This is a genomic window from Arcticibacterium sp. SM2516 (assembly GCF_057914865.1).
Window position 1 is genome coordinate 1706068 of record NZ_CP195290.1, and the last position, 23449, is coordinate 1729516.

20 protein-coding genes are annotated in these 23449 nt (G+C 37.8%); 11 read left to right on the plus strand and 9 right to left on the minus strand.

Annotation, left to right across the window (positions count from 1 at the left end):
* The first annotated feature begins 102 nt into the window (after nucleotides 1–102).
* Nucleotides 103–1104: an acyl-CoA reductase gene (locus ACSBFT_RS07085; RefSeq protein ID WP_489604060.1), complete on the plus strand. Its 1002-nt coding sequence runs from the start codon at nucleotides 103–105 to the stop codon at nucleotides 1102–1104.
* Here ACSBFT_RS07085 and ACSBFT_RS07090 read toward each other — a convergent pair.
* Nucleotides 1097–1714: an inorganic pyrophosphatase gene (locus ACSBFT_RS07090; protein ID WP_463047923.1), complete on the minus strand. Its 618-nt coding sequence runs from the start codon at nucleotides 1712–1714 to the stop codon at nucleotides 1097–1099. The two genes, ACSBFT_RS07085 and ACSBFT_RS07090, sit on opposite strands and share 8 nt — an antisense overlap.
* Nucleotides 1715–1922: 208 nt before the next feature.
* Nucleotides 1923–2258 (minus strand): hypothetical protein, encoded by a 336-nt coding sequence (locus tag ACSBFT_RS07095; protein WP_489604061.1) that lies wholly within the window; start codon nucleotides 2256–2258, stop codon nucleotides 1923–1925.
* Nucleotides 2259–2512: 254 nt separating this feature from the next.
* On the opposite strand from ACSBFT_RS07095, the gene ACSBFT_RS07100 reads away from it, so the two are divergent.
* The gene (locus ACSBFT_RS07100; RefSeq protein ID WP_489604062.1) at nucleotides 2513–3199 is read left to right on the plus strand and encodes a hypothetical protein; all 687 of its coding nucleotides are present in this window, start codon (nucleotides 2513–2515) and stop codon (nucleotides 3197–3199) included.
* Between the two features lie 25 nt (nucleotides 3200–3224).
* Here ACSBFT_RS07100 and ACSBFT_RS07105 read toward each other — a convergent pair whose 3' ends face one another.
* Together ACSBFT_RS07105 and ACSBFT_RS07110 are read right to left on the minus strand one after the other, a co-directional pair.
* Nucleotides 3225–3767 (minus strand): pyridoxamine 5'-phosphate oxidase family protein, encoded by a 543-nt coding sequence (locus ACSBFT_RS07105; RefSeq protein WP_489604063.1) that lies wholly within the window; start codon nucleotides 3765–3767, stop codon nucleotides 3225–3227.
* A 76-nt stretch (nucleotides 3768–3843) separates the two neighbouring features.
* Complete coding sequence (locus ACSBFT_RS07110) at nucleotides 3844–4476, minus strand: LysE family translocator (protein WP_489604064.1); 633 nt, start codon at nucleotides 4474–4476, stop codon at nucleotides 3844–3846.
* A gap of 333 nt (nucleotides 4477–4809) precedes the next feature.
* On the opposite strand from ACSBFT_RS07110, the gene ACSBFT_RS07115 reads away from it, so the two are divergent.
* The 8 genes from ACSBFT_RS07115 to ACSBFT_RS07150 all read left to right on the plus strand — a co-directional run bounded on the left by ACSBFT_RS07115 (nucleotide 4810) and on the right by ACSBFT_RS07150 (nucleotide 14092).
* Nucleotides 4810–5637, plus strand: a complete 828-nt coding sequence (locus ACSBFT_RS07115) for a LytTR family DNA-binding domain-containing protein (RefSeq protein ID WP_489604065.1) — start codon at nucleotides 4810–4812, stop codon at nucleotides 5635–5637.
* Nucleotides 5638–5708: 71 nt separating this feature from the next.
* Complete coding sequence (locus tag ACSBFT_RS07120; protein WP_489604066.1) at nucleotides 5709–6911, plus strand: dioxygenase family protein; 1203 nt, start codon at nucleotides 5709–5711, stop codon at nucleotides 6909–6911.
* Between the two features lie 424 nt (nucleotides 6912–7335).
* Nucleotides 7336–8109 (plus strand): subclass B1 metallo-beta-lactamase, encoded by a 774-nt coding sequence (gene bla, locus ACSBFT_RS07125; RefSeq protein WP_489604067.1) that lies wholly within the window; start codon nucleotides 7336–7338, stop codon nucleotides 8107–8109.
* Nucleotides 8110–8302: 193 nt separating this feature from the next.
* A complete protein-coding gene (locus tag ACSBFT_RS07130; RefSeq protein WP_489604068.1) occupies nucleotides 8303–9085 on the plus strand; it encodes a DUF3050 domain-containing protein in 783 nt (260 codons plus the stop codon).
* A gap of 39 nt (nucleotides 9086–9124) precedes the next feature.
* Nucleotides 9125–9907, plus strand: coding sequence for a pseudouridylate synthase (locus ACSBFT_RS07135; protein WP_489604069.1), 783 nt, complete (start codon nucleotides 9125–9127; stop codon nucleotides 9905–9907).
* A 111-nt stretch (nucleotides 9908–10018) separates the two neighbouring features.
* Nucleotides 10019–11086, plus strand: coding sequence for a hypothetical protein (locus ACSBFT_RS07140; RefSeq protein WP_489604070.1), 1068 nt, complete (start codon nucleotides 10019–10021; stop codon nucleotides 11084–11086).
* Nucleotides 11087–11296: 210 nt separating this feature from the next.
* The gene (locus ACSBFT_RS07145; protein ID WP_489604071.1) at nucleotides 11297–12694 is read left to right on the plus strand and encodes a Gfo/Idh/MocA family protein; all 1398 of its coding nucleotides are present in this window, start codon (nucleotides 11297–11299) and stop codon (nucleotides 12692–12694) included.
* Between the two features lie 60 nt (nucleotides 12695–12754).
* Nucleotides 12755–14092: a Gfo/Idh/MocA family protein gene (locus ACSBFT_RS07150; RefSeq protein ID WP_489604072.1), complete on the plus strand. Its 1338-nt coding sequence runs from the start codon at nucleotides 12755–12757 to the stop codon at nucleotides 14090–14092.
* Between the two features lie 184 nt (nucleotides 14093–14276).
* Here the strand turns inward: ACSBFT_RS07150 and ACSBFT_RS07155 are convergent, their stop codons facing one another.
* From ACSBFT_RS07155 to ACSBFT_RS07170, 4 genes are all read right to left on the minus strand, one after another.
* Nucleotides 14277–15704: a TolC family protein gene (locus ACSBFT_RS07155; RefSeq protein WP_489604073.1), complete on the minus strand. Its 1428-nt coding sequence runs from the start codon at nucleotides 15702–15704 to the stop codon at nucleotides 14277–14279.
* The gene (locus ACSBFT_RS07160; protein ID WP_489604074.1) at nucleotides 15697–18954 is read right to left on the minus strand and encodes an efflux RND transporter permease subunit; all 3258 of its coding nucleotides are present in this window, start codon (nucleotides 18952–18954) and stop codon (nucleotides 15697–15699) included. The genes ACSBFT_RS07155 and ACSBFT_RS07160 overlap by 8 nt, the downstream gene beginning before the upstream one ends.
* 18 nt (nucleotides 18955–18972) lie before the next feature.
* A complete protein-coding gene (locus tag ACSBFT_RS07165; protein ID WP_489604075.1) occupies nucleotides 18973–20058 on the minus strand; it encodes an efflux RND transporter periplasmic adaptor subunit in 1086 nt (361 codons plus the stop codon).
* Nucleotides 20059–20222: 164 nt separating this feature from the next.
* Entirely contained in the window at nucleotides 20223–20630 is a 408-nt protein-coding gene (locus tag ACSBFT_RS07170) for a hypothetical protein (RefSeq protein WP_463044872.1), read from the minus strand.
* A 245-nt stretch (nucleotides 20631–20875) separates the two neighbouring features.
* Here ACSBFT_RS07170 and ACSBFT_RS07175 point away from each other — a divergent pair, with 245 nt between their 5' ends.
* Nucleotides 20876–22675 (plus strand): SGNH/GDSL hydrolase family protein, encoded by a 1800-nt coding sequence (locus ACSBFT_RS07175; RefSeq protein WP_489604076.1) that lies wholly within the window; start codon nucleotides 20876–20878, stop codon nucleotides 22673–22675.
* Between the two features lie 119 nt (nucleotides 22676–22794).
* On the opposite strand, the gene trxA is transcribed toward ACSBFT_RS07175, so the two are convergent.
* Nucleotides 22795–23118, minus strand: coding sequence for a thioredoxin (gene trxA, locus ACSBFT_RS07180; protein ID WP_463044870.1), 324 nt, complete (start codon nucleotides 23116–23118; stop codon nucleotides 22795–22797).
* Nucleotides 23119–23449 lie beyond the last annotated feature (331 nt).

The window sequence follows — 23449 nt, forward strand, 5'->3', positions numbered from 1 at the left end:
TCCGTTGTTTATTCAAATAAAGAACAAATATAAGCCTACAAAGTTTCAGGAGCTTAGTAATTTTGTAGCGAATAATAAAAAATGCAAAGCGGCATTAAAAAAATGACATTAGAAAAAAGAATAGTCCCATTTTCAAAATTAGGCGATTTTCTCACCTCAGAAGCAAATCAAGAAAATTTAAAGTATTGGGCTGCCCAGTGCAAAAACGAAAATGGCTGGTTTACGGAAGATAATGTCTTACTTTCTTTACAGAATATAGGAAAAGAATTTCTTAACAAAGCGGCTTTAGAGAGCTTTGCCTCTGGCATAATAGAAAACTCAGAGCCTAAGAAAATAGGGCTGGTTTCTGCAGGAAATATTCCCTTAGTGGGCTTTCATGATTTACTGTGTATTCTGCTTACAGGAAATGTTGCCTTACTAAAATTAAGTAGTTCCGATAGCATTTTAATGCGTAAAATGATCGCCAAGCTTATAGAATTTGAACCCGAACTAAATGAGCAAATAGTGATAGCAGACAGGCTAAATGACGCCGATGCTTTTATAGCCACAGGAAGCAATAATTCCTCTAGATACTTTGAATATTATTTCGGTAAAAAGCCCAATATTATTAGAAAAAACAGAAGCTCGGTAGCTGTTTTAAATGGAGCCGAAACAGGACAGGAATTAAGGGATTTTGGTAATGATATTTTCCAATATTTCGGTCTGGGATGCAGAAATGTCTCGAAAGCTTTTGTGCCGAAAGGCTATGATTTCACGCCGTTTTTCCAGGCCATAGAATACTGGAATACCATTCAAATTCATCATAAATACAATAACAACTACGACTATAACAAGTCAATTTATTTGGTAAATATGAACCACCATTATGATAATGGCTTTCTTCTAGTTACAAAGAGTGAGAATCTGGTAAGCCCGATAAGTGTTTTGTTCTATGAAGAGTACGAAAACGAGGCACAATTAAAAGAGATGCTAGAACAGCATGAGGAGAGTATTCAGTGCATTGTCGGCAAGAATCATATTCCTTTTGGCGGAAGTCAAACTCCAAGTATAAATGACTTCGCCGACAATGTAAACACGATAGAATTTTTAAATAACCTTAAATAGGACTAAAGATAGTATCTCTATAGTCTCTCATGGCCATTTTAATCACTTCTTTGGCTTCTTCCACACCGTAGTCATGTGCAATAACACAGTGCTTTGGCTCGTGTGGAAGGTTTTTATAAGTTAAGAAATAGTGCTTAAGTCTTTCCACTACGTCTTTAGGCATATCTTTCAAATCTTTGTATTCTCCATAGATATGGTCTCCTACTAAAACGGCAATAATCTTGTCGTCTGCTTCTCCTTTATCTACTAAACACAGTCCACCAATTGGTCTGGCTTGTAATAAAATATCTCCGTGTGGAATATGGTGAGAGGATAATACACAAATATCAAGTGGATCGCCATCACCAGCAGTTACGCCTTCGGCACCGCTATTTATCGCGTATTCCGCTATTCTTGCCCCGCAGTAGGTTCGTGGAATAAAACCATATAAAGAAGGAACAATGTTGGAATATTTTTGAGGTCTATCAATACATAGATACCCAGTTTCCTTATCGATTTCGTATTTGATAGTATCAGAAGGTACAATCTCAATAAAGGTATTTACAATATTCGGGGCATCATCTCCAATAGAAATCCCATGCCAAGGGTGTGCTTTATAAACAGGTTTCATTATTCTGATTTATTAATATTTTGCAAAGATAATTAAATAGATTACGCTATCACTTAAAACATCTCAATAAGTCATTTCAAAGCGAAAGTGCCCTATAAATAACTATACTTTATAGAAAAATTTCAAACCGCTCGTCTTGGAATCATACCAGTATCGTTTAAGCAAAACAGTACCGTTTAAACTATTTCGGCAAGACAAAAACAGCCCTTCAAGGCAAGATATAGGGAAGCGATTCCCAAAATCCATCTCTTTTACTAATGAGTCTGGTTTCTATCAATCCTCTACCCTTTTCTGGCTTCTTATAATCTATTGGAATGTAGAAATTCTTAATCAAAGTGCTGCCTTCCGGAAAATTAAAGACTTCCAGCTCATCATAATTAATTTTGCCACCCTCCGGGAGGACGACAAATCGGAATTTCTCTGCATAGTCTGTAAATAGAGGTGTTTTTAAAGAGTAAGGATACACACCGTTTGCAGGAACAAGCTCGCTCAAGATGCCTTTAAAAAAACCATAATCAGACAATTTCGTTTTCTCTTTTGCCATTTCAGACTGTTCGAAAAAAAAGAAAAAAGGAATTAAGTATAGCAGACTAAAAGTATAAAGTTTCATGGTATCAAATATAATTTATCAGCACCAATCAAGCGGGTTTAATTGAATTTTCGAGCAATTTAATGCATTATCGATAGCAAGCATTAATAAAACGCACTCGGCGAAAACGATTATTCGCTTAATAACGTATCTACCAAGATAAAGTAAGGCACTTCACTAATAACTTCTCCCAAGCCCACTATAATTTCATGAAAACCATTATTCAAACACCCACCGGAAACCAGCTTGTTAGTAATGAGTTCTATCGGAAATTGAACTTCACTCCTCTTAATACCAAGAGTTCAAATACCGTTTCAGACGGAAGGGTTGTTATTGAAATAAACCCAGAGCCTTTTGCCCGACTTGGTATTAAGCTTTACAAACCCTCATGGCAAAAGGAATTAGAGGCTTTGAAAGAAATTACCGAGATAAACGATTTAAAAAAAAACTATTCTTTTGTAACTCCCTCTGGGATGTGGGTTTACCTGATTGAGAAAAAACTGAAGCATCCAATGCTAGAAAATTTCAATTTGTCTGTATTAGGAAACAACATGGGCATAAGTTTAGAGAGTCCGAATCTAGCACTATCCACCAAGCTTTTTGATATTATTGGCTTTGAAGTTATCTCCGGTTCTGTAAGCGACAGTTGGGTTTCTTTAAAGAATGAAAACGACTTGAAAATTAGTCTGATGAGTCCTTTTACATGCCCTCACTTATTCTTCAACCCCTCGCTTACCTTCTTTAATGGTAAAAATAACTTAGATATTATCAAGAAGATAAGAACGCTCCAAATCCCCATTACGGAAGAAATCACCGCGTTTAACGCAGAAGGGAAAGTGGATAATATTATCATTAGAGACCCTGGAGGCCTAGGCTTTTTTATTTTTAATGACTAAAGTATGTTGACTTTAATAGCCTTTTTTATTCAAAAATACCAGTAGGCTCATCGTCAAAACTCTTGACGTTTTTCTCCTTCCAATACGCCTTGATGCCATCCCTGCCCTTGTTTTCTGCCCATTTTTCTAGGACGTCTCTTTCTTTTTTAAAATCCATAAACGGCACGGCAAAACCACAGGAAGTCTGTACCATTTCCACGTTTACTTCGTAAAGTTGTCTGGCTCCGTTGCTCACTGGAAATAAAGCATTCCGCTCATCCCATCCATCGTCTCTTTCGTGATAAACCTTGGTGGTACCATAGCAGCGAAGAATCATAGGTTTGCCCTCAAAAGCACACCACATCAGCGTCATTCTATTCACTTTTTGAAGATGTGCTGCAGTTTCGTTTCCGCTACCAGTAAGATTTCTCCAAATGATTTTATTTGGTCCCAATACCCTTAATGAATCTCGCCCTTTTGGAGATACATTCACTTTTCCGTCTGTCATAGCGGTACCCACAAAAAACATATGCTGAGCTGCTATAAAAGACTTTATTTCTTCTGAAATTTCTGGGTGTACTTTTGCCATGGGCATAAGATTAATGAGTGACTGAAACAAAGTTAAGGTCACAGCTTTAAAATCTTTATCGTATTTGGTTCAAAAATCAGCTTTTACTGAATGCTAGTTTAGCACCCAAAGCTAGGAACAGCCCTCCCGTACTTTTGTCTAGCCAGTATTTTATCTTAGGATTACTTCTAAAACTGCCAGAAAGTTTGGCTGCAAAAATGGCTACCCCTATACACCAAATGGCACCTGTAAAGAGAAAAGTAAAACCCAAAAGCAAGAAAGGTATAGCGTTATCTGCATATTCTGAGTTTATAAATTGTGGTAAAAAAGCCAAGAAAAATAAGGCCACTTTTGGATTCAGCAAATCTGTAAGTACACCAGACCAAAATACTTTTTTCAGGCTTTCTGTTTTCACTTCTTTCGATTCTATGTTCATTTTACTTTCCTTTGAAAGCAGCAGTTTCAATCCTAAAAACACCAAATATGCGGCTCCTAGATACTTTACTACAGAAAAAGCTAAGGCAGATTTTGCCAGTAAAATGGATAAGCCAAAAGCCGCCATAATACAATGAATGAGGGCTCCACCCAAAATGCCCAAAGCAGAATAAATCCCGGATTTCTTGCCTTGAGAAATACTCCTTCCAAGAATAAACATGGTGTCTGCTCCTGGAGCAATATTGACAAGGATACCACTCAATAAAAACGCCCAAAAGTTGATAATTCCGAACATAAACTAAAAGTTTTAAACCTAGATATTAGTATAATATTGTTTCTAAGATATTTCTAAAACCCGAAGCTTTTTAATAAGATTTCCCTCGCTTTGCAAAAGTCTTCTTAATGTTAAAAGAAATATTGGTTTGCTTCTAAACATACAAGAAAATAGCAAGCATTGATTCTGTTATCACACGAGACAGGGATTTAATCTTGGACGTCGATTTGTTGATTTGCATAAGATTAAGTTCATGTAAATTGGTTTTATTAAGCTAAAAAAATGAGTAGATTGAAGTTACAAGCAAACTATTGTATAGAAGCTCATTAGAACCATTTGACCCCACGAAATACAATGACACTTCTACAGACATATCACATTTTCGAACATAAAAAGAAGCTAAAATATGGACTTCTATTAGGTCTTTTTATGTTGATTATAACAAATATAGCTTTGGATTATGAGTCAGCACAATTTCAAAACGGGGCTTTTTACATTTCGGAGTCTTTACTCTTTAGCTCTTTTTGGGTACTGTTCCTTCCCTTTTTATTTATACTCTTGAAGCAGTCAAAGGCTAAAATGAAGCCCAACTTACTTCTAACGGGTTTAATAATTACCGTGCATTTAATTACTTATCCAGCATTGGTATGGGCTTTATCTAAAACTTTCTATAACCACACGTTTTCTTATGCTCAGACTTTTCATTTTGGATTATCGGCCTACTTGTTAGAAACCCTTATCATTTACAGCTTCGCCATTATTCTATTTAATGTTGACAAGATTAAGCTTCCCTCAGGTTCTACAACGCCTGAAAAAGTAATCACAACTAATAGCTTAAGTTCCCTCTTAATTTCCGACCACAATAAAAAGGTAATTTTGCCTGTAGGCGACATTTACTATTTAACAGCCAATTCGCCCTATGTAAATGTTCATGGCGTTTCAAAAAAATATTTGCACGCGGAAACGCTAAAATCCATTGAATCTCAACTGGACCACGATCAATTTGTTCGTATACATAAATCTCATATTGTGAATATCACAAAGGTGTTTTCCATTAAATCTCGTAAAAACGGAGACTACGACATTACGCTTACAGATCATACTACGCTGAGAGTAAGTCGCAGTTATGCTCAAGATTTCAAAACCAAGCTGGATAGTTCTCATCGTTTCACCGCAAATTAAACTCCACTCGCACCATTATATTAGAACACAGAAAGTTTATATCACGAGTTTTACACAAAAATCCCGACAATATGAACAGGTTAAGCTTTAGTAAATACTTTTTGCTTTCATGTTTTTTTTCCATGAGCTGTAATGGTCAAACGACTAACTTTTCGAAAGAAGCAAGTAGTAAAATAGTAGGCGGTGGATGTGATGGCTGTGAACTGATGTATATCGGAATGCCAAAAGAAATTCCTTCCTCAAACACCAGCCCTGCCTGGAATGAAACAGGTCAAAAAGTTATGATAACAGGAACGGTATGTCAGATAGACGGAAAGACGCCGGCACCTGATGTCATTATCTATTACTGGCAAACAGATAATGAAGGTTATTATTCACCAAAACTTGGTATGAATGAGCAGGCAAAAAAGCACGGGCATATTCGTGGCTGGGTTAAGACTGATTTAAATGGAAAATACACCATTAAAACCATTCGGCCAGCACCATATCCCAAGCAATTAATGCCTGCCCATATTCATTTGTCTATTAAAGAACCAGACGTCTCCGATGAATACTACACCGATGAAATCACCTTTGATGATGATAAATTTCTAATACCATATTTCAAGAAATATCCTAAGGAAAATCGTGGTGGAAATGCAGTCGTAAAAGTACTTTTAAAAGATAATTTACAAATTGTAGAGCACAATATCGTACTGGGATTAAACATTCCAAATTATCCAAAAGAAAGTACGGTCAATAACATTTCAGGCTTAAACATTGGAGAAGCACAACCCTCCTTTACGCCTTTCCACGCCTATGGACCAGACAAAGGAACCAGAACCTGTCCTGTCTGTAAATACGGCCGTTATCACGGCATAATCTACTTTGTAGGCCATAATCCTAACTGGCAGGATATAAAAAAATGGCTGACTTTTTTAGAGATAGAAAGTGAGAAACGGAAAAGTTACCTGAAGGTCTATTTTGTTTACGGAAATGAAAAAAACTATAACCAAGAAGCACGACAATCCAAACTTGAAAACTTGGGTTCTGAGCTCCATCTTCAGCATACTGCATTGACTTTCGTACCCTCTTTTACCGACCATAAATCGGAAGCTCATCGCAATAAGATAAACCCAGACCGAGAAAATACTTTTATCATCTACAAACATGGAAACATCGTAGATAAGTATATTGACTTGTTAGCTTCAGAGGACAATTTCAATACTATTTCTGCTTCTTTGGACAGAACACAAGGAATTTATTTTGATTTGCCTGAGCCCAAACACAAATAGAATAACCTTAAAGTTCATAATCCTGAAGGCAACATTTTTAAGATGCATTCCTTTTGGCAGTTCAAGGAGAAAACAATGCATTTCACTTAAACCTTTCAGCAAAACTTGTTTGAAAACTCACTTGCTTTATGGCAGTAAGCGAATATTCCCAAAGGTGGCGAAAATGAAATTTGACTATATCAGAACTTAAATTTAGGCAGAAAATACTGAAAACCTAATCGTGACATTTCACTAAAAATAACCCCTTACTATGAGCTTAATGCTCCTAAATGAGATTGACTTCCATAAGGAATGTTCTTCATGTATATAAAAATCCCAGTATTAAATTTTAAGATTTTACTCATTTTAGCTCTGCCCTTTTTAAGCTGAAGGCATTTTGCTACCTTAAGCCTTTCTTGCACGCTCAAAAGATTCCAATTTAACCATGATAAGTTTAAGAACAGCACTCCTCAGTATATTCCTATTTTCGGCCTTTTTAATAGGCTGCCAGTCTTCAAACGAAACTGCTGAACAAACACCTACCAAGGTGGCTATAGATTCTATAGCCTACCAAAGCGAAGATTTAATTGTAAAACGTCTCTCAGAACATACTTATCAGCATATTTCGTTTCTAAATACCGACGATTTTGGGCGAGTGGCCTGCAATGGCATGTTTGTCATAAATAATGGAGAAAGCATGGTTTTTGACACCCCTTCTGATAGCAGTAGCTCAGAGGAACTAATAGCTTTTCTTTCCGATAGCCTAAAGACAAAAATTAGGGGAATGGTAGCCACCCATTTTCACGACGACTGTATTGGAGGAATAACTCAGTTTCAGGCAGCCAAAGTCCCCACTTACGCTTCTTATAACACCATTGCCCACATTGGCACCACTTTCTTAGTGCCCATTCATGGATTTGATGACATCCTTAAACTCAAAGTAGGCGGAGAAAATGTTTTTGCAGAATACTATGGTGAAGGCCACACCAGAGATAATGTGATAGCCTCTTTCCCGCTAGACAATGTCATTTTTGGTGGCTGTCTGATTAAGGAAGTAGGAGCTAAAAAGGGCTATCTAGGAGACGCAAATATTGCTGCTTGGCCAGAAACAGTGACCAAACTAAAAGCAAAACACCGGAATGCTAAAATCGTAATCCCGGGCCATGGTAAGCCAGGCGGTACAGAACTGTTCGATTACACCATAGAGCTTTTTCAATAATCTTATATTTCTATTTCGAAACGAAAAAATCAGGCATGTCTTAACAAGATATTGGTAATTAAGAAGGTAACTTCAACTTATTAAAATCTAGAGCAAAAAACTTAGAAGATTTTCATTTTTTTTAAACCTAATGAATGAGCAAACCGTTTATTCTTTGTCAACACAAACATGAAAAAGCTATAGAACATTTATAATGAACAGAATAGTAGAAATAGAAAAAGAGCTGAGCGACCTAAGACATCAGCTAAGAACGCACAAACTTTATGAAAACCTAAGAAGCCTAGAAGACATTAAAGTCTTTATGGAAAATCATGTTTTTGCGGTATGGGATTTCATGTCTTTGCTGAAAGCCCTTCAAATAAAACTCACGACTACAGAAATACCTTGGACACCGAAAAAGGATCCTGTTTTGGCCAGATTTATCAACGAAATAGTTCATGGAGAAGAGAGCGATATCAATGAATTAGGCGAAGCCAAAAGTCATTTTGAAATGTACTTAGAAGCCATGAACCAAATAGGTGCTAGTACATTAGAGATTGACAGGTTTATTGAACTCATTATAGATAAGGAGTCTGTCAGTGATGCTCTTGGAGCTTTAAAAATACATGATGAAGTGGCTAACTTTGTTAATTTCACCTTTAGGATTATTGAAACCGAACAGCCACATTTGGTGGCTGCAGCCTTTACTTTTGGTAGAGAAGACCTGATTCCAGATATGTTCATGGAGATTTTAAAAGGAGCGGATTCCAAGAACGAACACTATAATAAACTAACTTACTATCTAGAAAGACATATTGAGCTAGATGGTGATGAGCACGGTCCACTCTCCCTAGAAATGATAAGAGTACTTTGTGAAGAAGATTCTGAAAAATGGTCGGATACCTTTACGGTAGCTAAACAGGCCTTAGAGCAAAGAGTGAAACTTTGGGATGCCATTTCAGAACAAATTGAAATCAAAAGCCTAGTCTTGGGGTAAAGTTTTGAATAATAGCTCCAAATTTAAATATAGTAAACCTTGAAAGACCCATTTTTTACGGCTTTTGAGCACACTCCAGATATCCCGAACTTACCTCATAAGTTTACATACCCTTTTGATTATAAAGTAGATGACATTTGCCTTTTAGCAGCAAAAAAACTTCAAGAACACCTCAATAACCAGGCCGATTGGATTCATAATTTCGGCTTAGTGCCAGAAATAGATGGACCAGTCATTGGAAAGATGTTTGGTGTGATGGTGGTTGAAACACAAGAAAGTGAAATTGGTTATTTATCGGCTTTTTCTGGTAAACTAGCCGGTGGAAATAACCACGCCAAATTTGTACCACCCGTTTATGATGCTTTGATAGAAGGCAGTTTCCTGAATTTAGGTATGCAGGAGCTCACCAGAATGGGAGAAAACATCAAAAAACTTCAAAAAACGGCTTCTTATAAAGAAATCAATGATTTGAAAGATGCTCGAAAAAAGTATTCCCAGACACTTCAAAATAGGCTTTTTGACCACTATTTCTTTCTAAATGCTCTTGGAGAGAGAAAAAATATTCGAGAAATATTTAAGAATAATATCAATTGCAATCCGCCGGCTGGTGCAGGTGAATGTGCTACGCCAAAACTACTTCAATACGCCTTCCTGCATAAAATGAAGCCCATTGCCATGGCAGAGTTTTGGTGGGGCAAATCTCCTAAATCCGACTATTGGAAACATGGTGCTTTTTATCCGGCTTGTGAAGAAAAATGTCGACCTATATTAGGGCATATGTTAAAAGGTATTTTGGTAGACGAAAAACCCAAGCGAACCTAAAAAAACGACATAAAGTGTTAACAATCAATAACATTTTGTTTTAAAAATGTTAACATAAAGTATAGGGATCTGTCTTCACTTTTACGGTTTAACAAACCAAAACTTAAAGACATGAAATCAAAATTACTCTTTCTACTGCTCATCTGTTTCTATAATGGCTTCGGTCAGCTTGTCATTCAGCCTAATATCAAAATCCCTTTGGACAGTTTGAAACGAGTTGTGTTTCAGGACGCTTTAAACGATTTTCTAGAAGCGGCTCATAAAGGAGACAAAGACAATCCTTACCTCTTTGTGGCTGAAAAACTATCAACACAGCTACTTTTAGATGAAATGAAAGGCATTACAACTGAGAAGCTCTACCAACCTTATCTTTTAAATATGGTAGAGGAGCAGAAAGGCACCTATCTTATTCAGATGGCGTATTTACAAGTGCAAAATGGGGAACCTATTTTAAAGGCCAATTTACAATTGATAGCCCATCAGGAAGCCGACCACTTTAAATTCTCATCACCTCTAAAGAGAAACACCCTGCACTGGAAATCTAAACAAATTGAGAACAATACCTTCTACTATCAAGCCAATCTCAATTTTGAAAATACGCTGGCATATGTACATAAAACAGCGGAATTTGATACTAAACTGAAGATTCTTCAAAAAAATACGGCCATTTATCTTACAGAAAATCTAATAGACCTTTTGAAACTTATTGGTATAGATTATATGGCTCCTTATAATGGACGCACACACGGCTCTACCATGGCCTCACTGGATAATGATCAAATTATAATCCAAGGAATAGGCGACCCTAATTTCGAAAATTTTGACACTCATGATTTATGGCATGACAGGCTCGGTTTGGCGATAAATAGGAATAAAACCAATAGACCTGTGGATGAAGCCTGTGCTTATCTTTATGGCGGAAGTTGGGCTTATTCTTGGGATGAAATTCTAAACAAGTTTAAGGCTAAATATGCCTCTAAAAAAGACATTGATTGGAAGTACTATAAAGAAAATCCTGAGAATTTTGGGGAAAGCCAAGACAAGCATTTAATGGTTGATTATGTGGTAAATGCTCTTATTATAGATAAACTAGAAAAGGAAAAGGGCTTTGCTGTTGTTTGGGAATTGCTGCGTTGCGGAGCGTATCAAAAAGGAATGCAAATTACTACGAAACCTTAGAAAAACTTACTGGAACCAATCAAGATGTCTATTCGGATATGGTATGGGCTTTAATTAATTCTTCAAAATAATAATGGAATTAGTCAGGCATTCTAAGTCATAAATTCTATTTTTAAATAAATTTAATAACTCATGTTTAATCAAAGCTTCGAAACCTACTTTCAAGGTTTTGATTATGAGTGTTAAAGCAACAACCCAATCATTGAACCTATGACGAATATCAACAGAAGAAACTTCCTTAGAAAAACCTCACTTTCCGCAGCTACTATCACGGCGGGCTCACTCTTGGCTCAAGCCGCCGAGGCTCAAACAGCTAGAAAGTCTACCGCCCAATACATGGGGAATTTTGCAGCACCAAAGCTCCCAAAAATAAAAGCCGCATTTATAGGTGTAGGCTCCAGAGGACCTGGACATATGAAGTTTTTTGCTGAAATGGAAGGCACAGAAGTGGTAGCCATCTCAGATTTATATGAAGACAACGCCACCAAATGGGCGGCCAAAGCCAAAGAAATTGGTAAAGGTCAAAGACATAAGAATGTAAAAACTTACTTTGGAGCAGAAGATAAATGGAAGGTCATGCTCCAAGAGGTAAAACCTGATGTCGTTTTCATTGCCACCAATTGGAGTAATCATGCTCCTATGGCCATTGAAGCCATGAAACAGGGAGCTCACGCTTTTGTGGAAGTACCTATCGCTCTCACATTGGAAGAAATGTGGGAAATAGTAGATACCTCTGAAGCGACCCAAAAGCACTGCATGATGATGGAAAACGTCAACTATGACCGTGACGAACTCATGTTTTTAAACATGTGTCGCCAGGGTGTTATAGGTGAATTACTGCATGCGGAAGCCGCATATATTCATGAATTAAGGTTCCAAATGAAAGAAGAAGAACGTGGTACGGGTTCTTGGCGTACAGCTCACTATGCCAACAGAAATGGCAACCTCTACCCTACCCATGGACTGGGACCTGTAGCTCAATATATGAATTTGGGTAGAAAAGATGACAACTTCAAAAGCTTGGTCTCTTTCTCAACCCCATCTTTAGGTAGAAAGCTATACGCTGAGAAAAATTATGGCACAAACCACAAATGGAATAAACTAGATTATAAAGGAGGTGATTTAAATACCTCCATCATTAAAACCAATCTAGGCCGAACGGTTATGGTTCAATGGGACGAAACAAGCCCAAGGCCATATTCTAGATTAAATTTGGTGCAAGGTACCTCAGGCACGCTGGCAGGTTTCCCTACGCGTGTGGCTTTAGAAGGTGGTTTTCCGGGAGCTACAGAAAGTCACCACGAATGGATTGAAGGTAAAAAACTACAACTCCTTTATGACAAGTACGACCATCCTTTGTATAAAAGACTAAATCAAAAAACGAAAGATAGTGGGCATGGTGGCATGGACGGCATGATGATGTACCGAATTGTAGAATGTCTCCAAAACGGCCTTCCACTAGACCAAAATATGTATGAAGGCTGCCTTTGGAGTGCTGTATCTCCACTAAGCGAACGCTCGGTGGCCAGTGGTGGAGCACCTCAAAACTTCCCCGACTTCACAAGAGGAAACTGGAAAAACACGAGCCCATTGGCTATCATTAGTTAATATCCTATTTATGAAACAACCATTTAAACCATTCTATTGACCAATTATTAACCAGAATAAATGAAAAAAAGAGAATTTCTTAAGAGTGCCGCTGCTTTGGCGTCACTTACCGTTATGCCATCTGCCATTTGGGCAATGGACAAAAAGAAGACTTTAAGAACAGCCCATATTGGCTTAGGAGGCATGGGCCGTGCAGATTTAGAAGCCATAGCTTCTCACCCTTCTGTGGAAGTGGTTGCTTTATGTGATGTAGATACTAAAGCTTTGGATATGGTAAAAAGTACTTACCCCAATGCTAAAATTTACAAAGACTATAGAGATTTATTGAAAGAAATGGGCAAGGAGATAGACGCCGTAGTAGTTTCAACACCAGACCATAGCCACGCTCCCGCCTCTATGATGGCGATGGAAATGGGCAAGCAGATTTATTGTCAAAAGCCGCTTACCCACCATGTATCTGAAGCGAGAGCCATGAGCAAACTGGCGGCTAAAAAGAAACTGATTACTCAAATGGGTATTCAGGTACACTCTTTTTATGATTATAAATTAGCAACACTTCTTATTCAGTCGGGTATTATAGGTAAGGTTTCTACCGTAAGAGCATGGTCTCCTAAAAACTGGGGAAATGATGGCCCAGCACCTATGGGAAGCGATCCTATTCCAGCAAATTTAGATTGGAACCTTTGGTTAGGAACCTCTCCAGAAAGACCTTACAAAGAAGGTGAATATCACCCAGGCAACTGGCGTAAAATTATGGATTATGGCTGTGGTACTTTAGGGGATATGGGTGTTCATATTTTTGACACGCCGTATAACGCATTGGCATTAGATGTACCAAGAACCATCATAAACGATTGCCGCCAGCCTACAGGTTTTGGTTTCCCAGAAGAAAACAAAGTGACTTATGAGTTCCCTGGAACGCCATATACCGCCGAATCTCTTAAATGGGTATGGTATGACGGTGTAAATGCTCCACTAAGCCACCCCGATCTTGCTTTACCTAACGGCGAAGAATTACCAGACCAAGGTGCCATGTTCATTGGCGAAAAAGGCAGATTATTATTGCCGCATTTTATGCAATTACCAAGACTAATTGTTAATGGTAAATATGAAGAACTAGATCTTTCAGAGCTCAAAGCTAAAGGAGCTATTGGCGATGTTTTCAGAGATTATGATGTGGAAGGTAAAAGACATTACCACCAGTTTGTGGATGCCTGTTTAGGTAAAGATAAGTGCTCAGCACCATTCTCTTATGCCTCAAGGTTGACAGAAACTATTCTTTTAGGTGTGATTGCAGGAAGATTCCCAAATCAAACTTTACATTGGGACAGTGAAACTGCCAAATTTAAAGAAGAGGAGGCCAATGCATTTTTGGATGCTCCTTATAGAAAGTTTTAAGTCTTTTTTAATGCGTATTCCAAAAGAGGCTGCCTGCACTGGTAGCCTCTTTTTCTTTTACCAAAACAGCCCCCAAAGTCAAAGACTAAGGCGGCTGTGCTCTAAACTAAACTAATTAACTGTAAGAAATCATTAACTCGAATTAATTATTAGAGAATCATAACTCGAGTTTGTGGGAATTTTATCACTCCCACCCCCCACCTAATGCTTGATAAATACCAACAAAAGCATTCATTTGTTGTTTCTTGGTTTCTACCAACTCAAACTTGGATTCTAAGGCATCTCTTTGAGTCAATAAAACTTCCATATAATCTGCTCTCGCTGACCTAAAAAGTCGGTTTGAAATATCTATAGACTGCGTAAGTGCCTCCACTTCTAATGCTTTCAAATCGTAGCTCTTTTTCAGGTTATCAATTTTTGAAAGCTTATTCGCTACTTCAATGTAAGATTTGAGTAGTGTTCTTTCATAATTATAAATAGCCTGAATTTGAGCGGCATTTGCATTATAATAGGTCGCTTTAATCGCATTTTTATTGACCAGCGGACCAACCATATCCCCTATTAAAGAAGTCATTAAAGACTGAGGTATTTTGGCTAAGTAAAGCGGATTAAAAGCTTGTAAACCTAAGTTTGCCGAAATGCTTAACGAAGGATAGAAATTGGCTTTAGCCACTTGTATATCCAATTTAGCGGCTGCCAATTGAAGCTCAGCTTGCTTTATATCAGGACGATTTTGTAGCAATTCAGATGGTATCCCTGCATGAACTCCATCCGTGTTTAAATCGTTAAAACCATTAGAATTCCTGTCTATATGCCGGGGATATCTACCTACCAAAAAGTTGATTCTATTCTCGGCTTCTACTATTTCCTGCAAAATATTGAACTGAAGGCTTCTGGTACTAAAAACTTCCGCTTCAAACTTACGTACCGCCAACTCTGTAACACGGGTAGCTTCTTTCTGCATCCTTACTATTTTCAGGGCATTACTCTGTATCTCAATATTCTGTCTTACTATTTCTAGTTCATTATCTAAGGCCAGTAATTCGTAATAAGAGTTTGCTATTTCAGCTATCAGGTTAGTCACCATGAAATTTTTGCCTTCCACACTAGCCAAATAACGCGTAAGAGCCGCCTTTTTGGCATTCCTAAGTTTGTGCCAAATATCTACTTCCCAAGAGGCATAAGCACCAACACCAAAATCTGGTAAGGGGTCTGGCGTTTCTCTTCCTGGTTTTATATCAGTGGTAGCCTCACTAGAACCTTTGCTGGTATATCTTCCTACTTTATCAAAACCTGCTCCACCCCTAATATCCACAAAGGGCATATACTCCCCTTTTCTGGCCATTACTTCATTCTGTGAGATTTGTATCTCCTGTAAAATGATGTTCAGTTCCTGATTATTACTTAGGGCAGTATCTATGAGAGACGTTAGATAAGGATCTTGAAAGTATTCCTGCCATTTAAGCTTCCCAGAGTTTGCAGTATCCTGCGAGTCGTTAAAACTCGCAGGTATTGATTTATTGACATTCTTCTCCACCAAAAGTGGGGTTTTACAAGCTGTAAATGCCAAAGATAAGCTCGTTAAACCTATATATATTAACTTTTTACTCATTTGTGTCATCTTTTATATTTGTTAAACCTAAAAGTTTTTTAAGTTTCGCATTGGCCTTACGGATGTTGTTTAAAATTTTGCTTTCCTCTTCCAAAGACCTCACAAACTTCCCAGACAACGACTCATTTTCTTCATTTTTAATCAGTTGTTTACCATCCGCCATAGTGCCAAAAATGTAATACAGGCCTGGAATAATGATAACCCCAATAAGTGTCCCGAAAAGCATTCCACCCATGGCTGAGCCACCAATGGTTTTATTTCCAATGGCTCCTGCTCCATGAGCCATAACCAACGGAATTAAACCGGCAACAAAGGCAAAAGAAGTCATTAAAATAGGCCTAAATCGCACTTTAGCTCCTTCAATGGCCGCCTCAAAAACGGTCATACCTTGCTGCCTTTTTTGAACGGCAAACTCCACTATCAACACGGCATTTTTCCCTAAAAGACCCACCAACATTATAAGTCCAACCTGAGCGTAAACGTCATTGGCAAGACCCATTGCTTTTAAAAGAAGGAATGAACCGAATATCCCTACAGGAAGTGAGAATATTACTGCCAATGGCAAAAGGAAACTTTCATACTGAGCGGCTAGCACTAGGTAAACAAAAATCAACACCACCAAGAATACATAAATAGACTCATTCCCACGGTTAGACTCGTCATAAGAAAGTCCTTCCCATGCTATATCATAACCTTTAGGAAGTGTTTCTTTAGCCACTGTTTTAATGGCCGCTATGGCGTCTCCCGTCGTATATCCTTTTGAAGGCTGCCCTTGAATAGAAGCCGAGTTGTACATGTTATACCTCGTAATCTCGTTTGGTCCCTGCTTCTTCACTATTTTCATAAAAGAAGAATAGGGCACCATTTCACCGTGGTCGTTCTTCACAAAAAGATTAAGGATATCGGACGGAAGTCTTCTAAATTCTGGAGAAGACTGCACATAAACTTTGAAGAAACGCCCAAAACGAATGAAGCCTTGCTCATAAGTACTACCAATCAAAATATTCAGGTTTTCCATGGCATCGCCAATAGAAACACCTTTTTGCATAGCCGTTTGATTATCTATTTCTAACTCATATTGAGGATAATTGGCAGCAAAGAAAGTAAACAAGCCACTAAGCTCTTTGCGTTTTTCTAGCTCCGCCATGAAGTTTTTGTTAATCACATCAAACTCCTGATAATCCGTTGAGTTAGTTTTATCTAATAAACGCATGGAGAAACCTCCAGAAGAACCAAAACCTGGAACAGCTGGTGGCTCAAAGTACTCTACCACGGCACCTAAGTCCCTTGTTTTCTCTTCCAACTCCTCAATGATCTCATGCACCGTATGCTCTCGTTCTGACCATGTTTTAAGGTTTATCAAACATGTACCTGCGTTTGACCCTCTACCTTCTGTCATGATTTCATAACCTGCCAAAGAAGACACCGATTCTACGCCTTCTATTTCTTCACAGATTTTTTGAAGTTCCTGAGATACTTTATTGGTTCTTTCTAATGTAGCACCTGGAGGGGTTTGAATAATGGCATAAATAGTACCTTGATCTTCACCAGGTATAAAACCAGCAGGAAGAACTTTATTGACATAAACTATCCCAAAACCAAAGACTAAAAGAATGACAAATGTTAGTAATCGCTTGTTAACTATTAACCTCAATAAACTTACATATCGACCCGTAAGCTTATCAAAAGCTTTATTAAATTTGTCTAGTAGCCAGTCAATTGGGGACTTTTTCTTTGGTTTACCATGGTTATTTTTCAGAATCATGCCACACAATACGGGTGTCAATGTTAAAGCCACCACCGCAGAAAGAATAATGGCACTGGCCATGGTAATAGAAAATTGACGGTAAAAAGTACCCACGGGGCCAGACATAAATGCAATAGGCAAAAACACAGAAACCATGACCAAAGTGATGGCGATAATAGCACCACTAATTTCGCCCATTACTTTCTTAACAGCATTATAGGGAGAGAGGTGTTCTTCCTCCATTTTGGCATGGACGGCCTCCACCACCACAATGGCATCATCTACCACAATACCAATAGCGAGCACTAAAGCAAACAGCGTTATTAAGTTTATGGAGAGACCAAACAGTTGCATGACAAAGAATGCTCCTATAAGTGAAACGGGAACCGCAATGATAGGAATCAATGTAGAACGCCAGTCGCCAAGGAAAATAAATACCACCAAGGCCACTAAGATAAATGCATCACGAAGCGTATGTGTTACCTGCTCCATGGAGGCGTCTAAGAACTTAGAAACATCATAACTAATTTTATAGTCCACTCCTGGAGGGAATGATTCTTTCATTTCCTCCAGTTTACTCTTCACATCTGCTATAACCTCCGTAGCATTACTACCAAAATTTTGCTTAAGTACAATGGCCGCAGAAGGGTGCCCATCTAGATTGGAATAGATATCAAAAAACTCACTTCCCAGTTCTACCGTGGCTATATCCTTCAGTTTTATACTCTCACCTTCAGAATTGGCCCTAATAATAACATTGTCGTATTCTTCAGGTTTATTAAGCCTTCCTTTATAAGTTAAAACATACTCTAAAGACTGTGCCGCTATACCAGAACTTTGCCCAATTCTACCCGGACGACCAATGATACTTTGCTCGGCCAGAGCTTCCATAACTTCTTCTGCAGAAATACTGTAAGCACGCATACGGTCAGGATTTAACCAAACACGCATGGCATACTGTCTACTACCCAAAATCTGCGTTCTTGCCACACCATGAATCCTGTTTATTTCAGGGATCATATTTACGTTGGCGTAGTTGTACAAAAACTTCTCATCCAGGTTTTTGTCTGTACTATAAAGGTTAACGTACATCAACATACTCGGTTGAATGGGTGTGATGATCACACCTTCTCTTTGAACCAGATCTGGAAGTAAAGGCATCACTTGGTCAACCCTCGTTTTTACCCTAATTACCGCCAAATTGGGATCTGTCCCGGGTTCAAAAACTATCCTAAGCGTGGCCTCTCCTGCACTGGTGGCATCTGTGGCCATATAACGCACATCTTGAGTACCGTTAATGGCATTTTCCAGTGTTATCAAGGTGGATTGCACCAAAATGTCTGCACTTGCACCTGGGTAGGCAATAAATATATTAACGGTGGTAGGGGCAATTTCCGGAAACTGAGATGTCGGTAACTGCTTTATTGCTAGCGAGCCTGTAAAGAGAATGATAACCGAAATAACGATTGCCAATACAGGTCTGTGAATGATATTACTAAACATAATTCTACTATATTTTAATTATTCGGCATACAGACCTAAATCAGAAATCACAGCCTCAGGTTTTAAGAATTTAAATTCTATTTTTTGGTTTTCTTTTACCTTTCGCAAACCTTCTAAGAGGATTTTATCGCTTACCTCCAAACCTTCAGAAATAGCAAATAAGTGTGGCAGCTCAGCGGCGATTTTAATTTGTCTAGAACGGATAATACTATCTTTATCAACGACATAGACATAGATTTTATCCAAAACCTCAAAAGTTGCTTTTTGCGGAATGATAAGGGTATTTTTAAGTGGTTTGCTTACTTGTATATTGCCAGTTTCACCATGTCTTAAAAGCCCTTTTGGGTTTGGGAAAGTTGCTCTAAAGGCAATATTTCCAGTTTCATTATTAAAGTCTGCCTCTATGGTTTCTACTATTCCAGGGTAATCAAATGGCTTATTATTAGCCATCATTAATTTCACTTTTAGCATGCTTGATTTATCCAAACTAGCCTTATAATCAAGGTATTCTGCTTCAGGAACATTAAAATAGACCCACATTTTGCTATTATCAGACATGGTGGTTAGCAAATCACCTTCATCTAATAAACTTCCCTGTCTCACTTGGAAATGATCCATAATGCCACTGAAAGGAGCTTTGATTTGAGTAAAACTTAAGTGAACTTCGGCCATAGACTGTTCTGCCTTGGCTTTATCGAATTTGGCCTTGGCTAGAGCCAATTCATTTTTAGATACAATATTGCTATCAGCCAAAGACTTGGTATTCTGAAATTCTATTTCTGCAAAATTGGTCTCTGCTATAGCTTTTTGCAGTTCGGCTTTATACATGGCTGGCATAATCTGAAACATCATTTGCCCTTCTCTTACATACTGTCCTTCATCTACATAAATCTTTTGTAGATATCCTTTTTCTAGAGCTCGTAATTCAATGTGTTGAATCGAGTGTATTTGGCTGACATAATCCTTGGTAATAGTGGTGTCTTTAAGCATTGGACTTGTGACCAAAAATTTGGTTTCCACTTCCGCTTCTTTTTCCTTTTCTGAGTGGCAGCCTGTAGTGCAAAACAATGCACACAAGCTTAAGAGCATGAGAACTTTCTTCATTATTTAATTTAGTTTTAGTAATACGTATGAGGGGTTCTCAGAAAAGACTGAACGGAATAATGCCATCATATCTAATTCTTTAAGGCAGGCCTAAAAAGAATTTCTGAGAAAGAAAAAAATAGTGGGTGATCAGACTTTAGATTAAAAGTCCGATAGATTTTATCTTATATCTGGAAGACCTGAAATAAGAGATACTTGTTGTTAGATGATAGCGACTCACTGAAATGTAAGCCATTAGAAACACTTAAAGTAGAGGTAAAATCAGCTTTAAACACATAAAAAAAAGCAGTATGATAAATACTGCTCTCGCTATGATTAGAAAATGAAACTAAATCATCTTCGTCTTCTTCTTTTTCCTCAATTCCGAAAGTGTAATCTTCATGCCCTAAATGCTTCTTATCAGAAGAAAGAAGTTTAACCGTATTTTGGCTGGCATCTTGAAAAGTGAAATTACCGTAATCTGAAAAGCTTACATCATTAAAATGGCTATCTGTATCCTGAGAACTAAGTTGGACGAACCCACTCAGCAGGAAAACACATATAGGTAAAATAAATTTTATTAGCCTTGCCATCGAATGCGAAACTACCTCCGGATGTTCTCAACCACAAAAGGAAAATTATATTTTTATTCAAGAGCAAAGCCATAAACTTTTTAGAATCCAGTAATAAAATGATATAATCATAAATGAACAATTTGATTTGTTAAAAACAAAGAAAACGTCATAGGAAGGAAGACCAATTTATTTAGAGCTTTTTCTTCCAAATAGGCATTTTGGGCTATCTTGCGTTTATCATAAACCCTAGCATAATAAATACCATGAGAAGACTTTTTACACTTGTCTGTTTTTGCTTTTCACTTCCTATTTTAGCCCAAGAAAACCCTTCAATTACTTGGTGGAACCCTGCCAACAGTAATATTAAGGTGATAGAAGGACAAGCATGGCCAAATGAAATAGGAAGTCCTTATGGAAGACTCCCTGAAAAAGCAGAAAAAAATGTAAGCTCTGCCATCTGGAGTTTATCTAGACAATCTGCTGGTCTAATGATACGGTTTAGGTCAAACGCATCAGAAATAAAAGTGCGGTATGGCACAACCAAAAGCCAAAAAGGAGAAAAAGTTTTCGAGCTAAACCATATGCCAGCCACGGGTGTTAGCGGTGTTGATTTATATGCCATAGACGCCGAAGGCAAAGAAATGTGGTGTGCAGGTAAAAGGAGTTTTGGAGATACATGCCAATACGATTTCACCCAATTAAACCCAAACGATGCTTACCATAAACAAGGTAGAGAATATCGTCTTTTCTTACCATTGTATAATGAAGTTTCATGGTTGGAAATTGGTGTAGATGCTCAAGCTATTTTGGAGCCACTGGCAATTAGAAAAGAAAAGCCCATTGTCATTTATGGCACTTCCATAGCACAAGGTGCCTGTGCATCTAGACCAGGTATGGCTTGGACTTCTATTTTAGGCAGAAAAATGGACCGACCATTAATCAATTTAGGTTTTAGCGGAAATGGAAGACTAGATGCTCCTATCATTGATTTAATGACCGAAATTGATGCCAAAGTTTTTGTGCTTGATTGCCTACCAAACCTGATACCTGATGCATGGGAAAGAAGTGGGATTTATAAATCTGAAGATTTGAAAGATAGAATTATGGCTGCTGTTCGAGACTTAAGAAATAAAAGCAATATGCCTATTCTGGTGGTAGAACATGCTGGCTACACCGAATCCATGATAAACGACCATAGAAAAGACCAATATCAAACCGCGAACAAGGTTCTGAGAGAAGCTTTCCAGCAATTGAAATTCGAAGGAATTCAGGATTTATTCTATCTCACAAAAGAAGAGATAAACTTAGGATTAGATGACATGGTGGATGGTACTCATCCAACAGACTTGGGCATGCAACACTATGCCGAAGCTTATGAAAACAAGCTCAGAACTATTCTTAAGGAACCTAAAGGTACATTAAGCACGACCATACCTGTCACACAATACAGAGAACCGGGTAATTACGATTGGGAAAAACGCCATACAGAAATCTTAGAAATAAACGCTACGGCTCCTCCTAAATCCATTATTCTCGCAAATTCTATCATTCACTTTTGGGGAGGCTTACCTCGTACTAAAGTGGTGAGAGAGGAAGCTTCTTGGGAAAACATATTTACACCAGCGGGGGTAAAAAACTATGCCTATGGTTGGGATAGAATTGAGAATGTTCTTTGGCGAGTTTACCATGGGGAAATGGACGGTTTTGCTGCTGAAAATATTCTGGTAATGATAGGCACCAATAATTTACAATTAAATTCAAATGAGGAAATAATTATTGGTCTTAAGTCGCTGATAGAAGCCATTAAAGTGAGACAGCCAAAATCAGAAATAAGATTAATGGGCTTATTACCAAGAAGAGCCTTCGAAAGCAGAATAGAAGACCTCAATGTTTTGATGGCAGCTTTAGCGGGAGATTTGAATGTGAAATACGGTGATTTGGGAAGTGAATTCTTAAATGACGATGGCAAGATAAAGGAAGATCTGTTTTCAGATGGCTTGCATCCCAATGCGGCGGGATATCTAATATTGAGAAAAGGTATGCAACCATTACTCGGTATTTAACATTACAGTCAAAAGAACTTAATTCGGAAGCTTTTTGCTCCTACTTTTTACCCATTATTTATTCATAAAAAAAGCTCGCTTTGTAAAAAAAGCGAGCTTCTATATATTAAATGTGCTAATTACATAGCAGCTTCTAATTTCTGAGTCAAAACGTGTTTAGGCACTGCCCCAACAATTTTATCTACCATTTCTCCATTTTTGAAAATCATCAAAGTAGGAATAGAACGTATTCCGAATTCCATTGGCGTGGCACTATTGGCATCAACATCCATTTTACCCACTATTGCTTGGTCTTCGTATTCACCAGCTATTTCTTCAACTACTGGTCCAATCATCTTACAAGGTCCGCACCATTCAGCCCAAAAATCCACCAAAACTGGTTTGTTTGAAGCTATTAATTCCTTAAAATTTGCGTCGTTTATTTCAATTGCTTTACCTGCCATTTCTTATTGTTAATTTGAGTTCAGCAATGTAACATCTATGTTCTTTGATTTAGTTCCAAAGGCATAAAATCTAATATGCATAAATATTTAAAATAGAATCATTCTATTTTATTCCTCAAAATACTTTTCCAATATAATGCATGGACTACTTCAGGAAATTTTAAGTCGCATTTGCTCTCGTTTTCTCCCTAATTAGCAACGTATTATCAAAATTTTTAAAAAATGAGACCATAAAATCCTTAAAAGAAAAGTCATATTGATGATATTTTAACACATTACATCAAAGTAATAGTCAAATAAGTATTACCAATATTACCATATTTTTTATTTA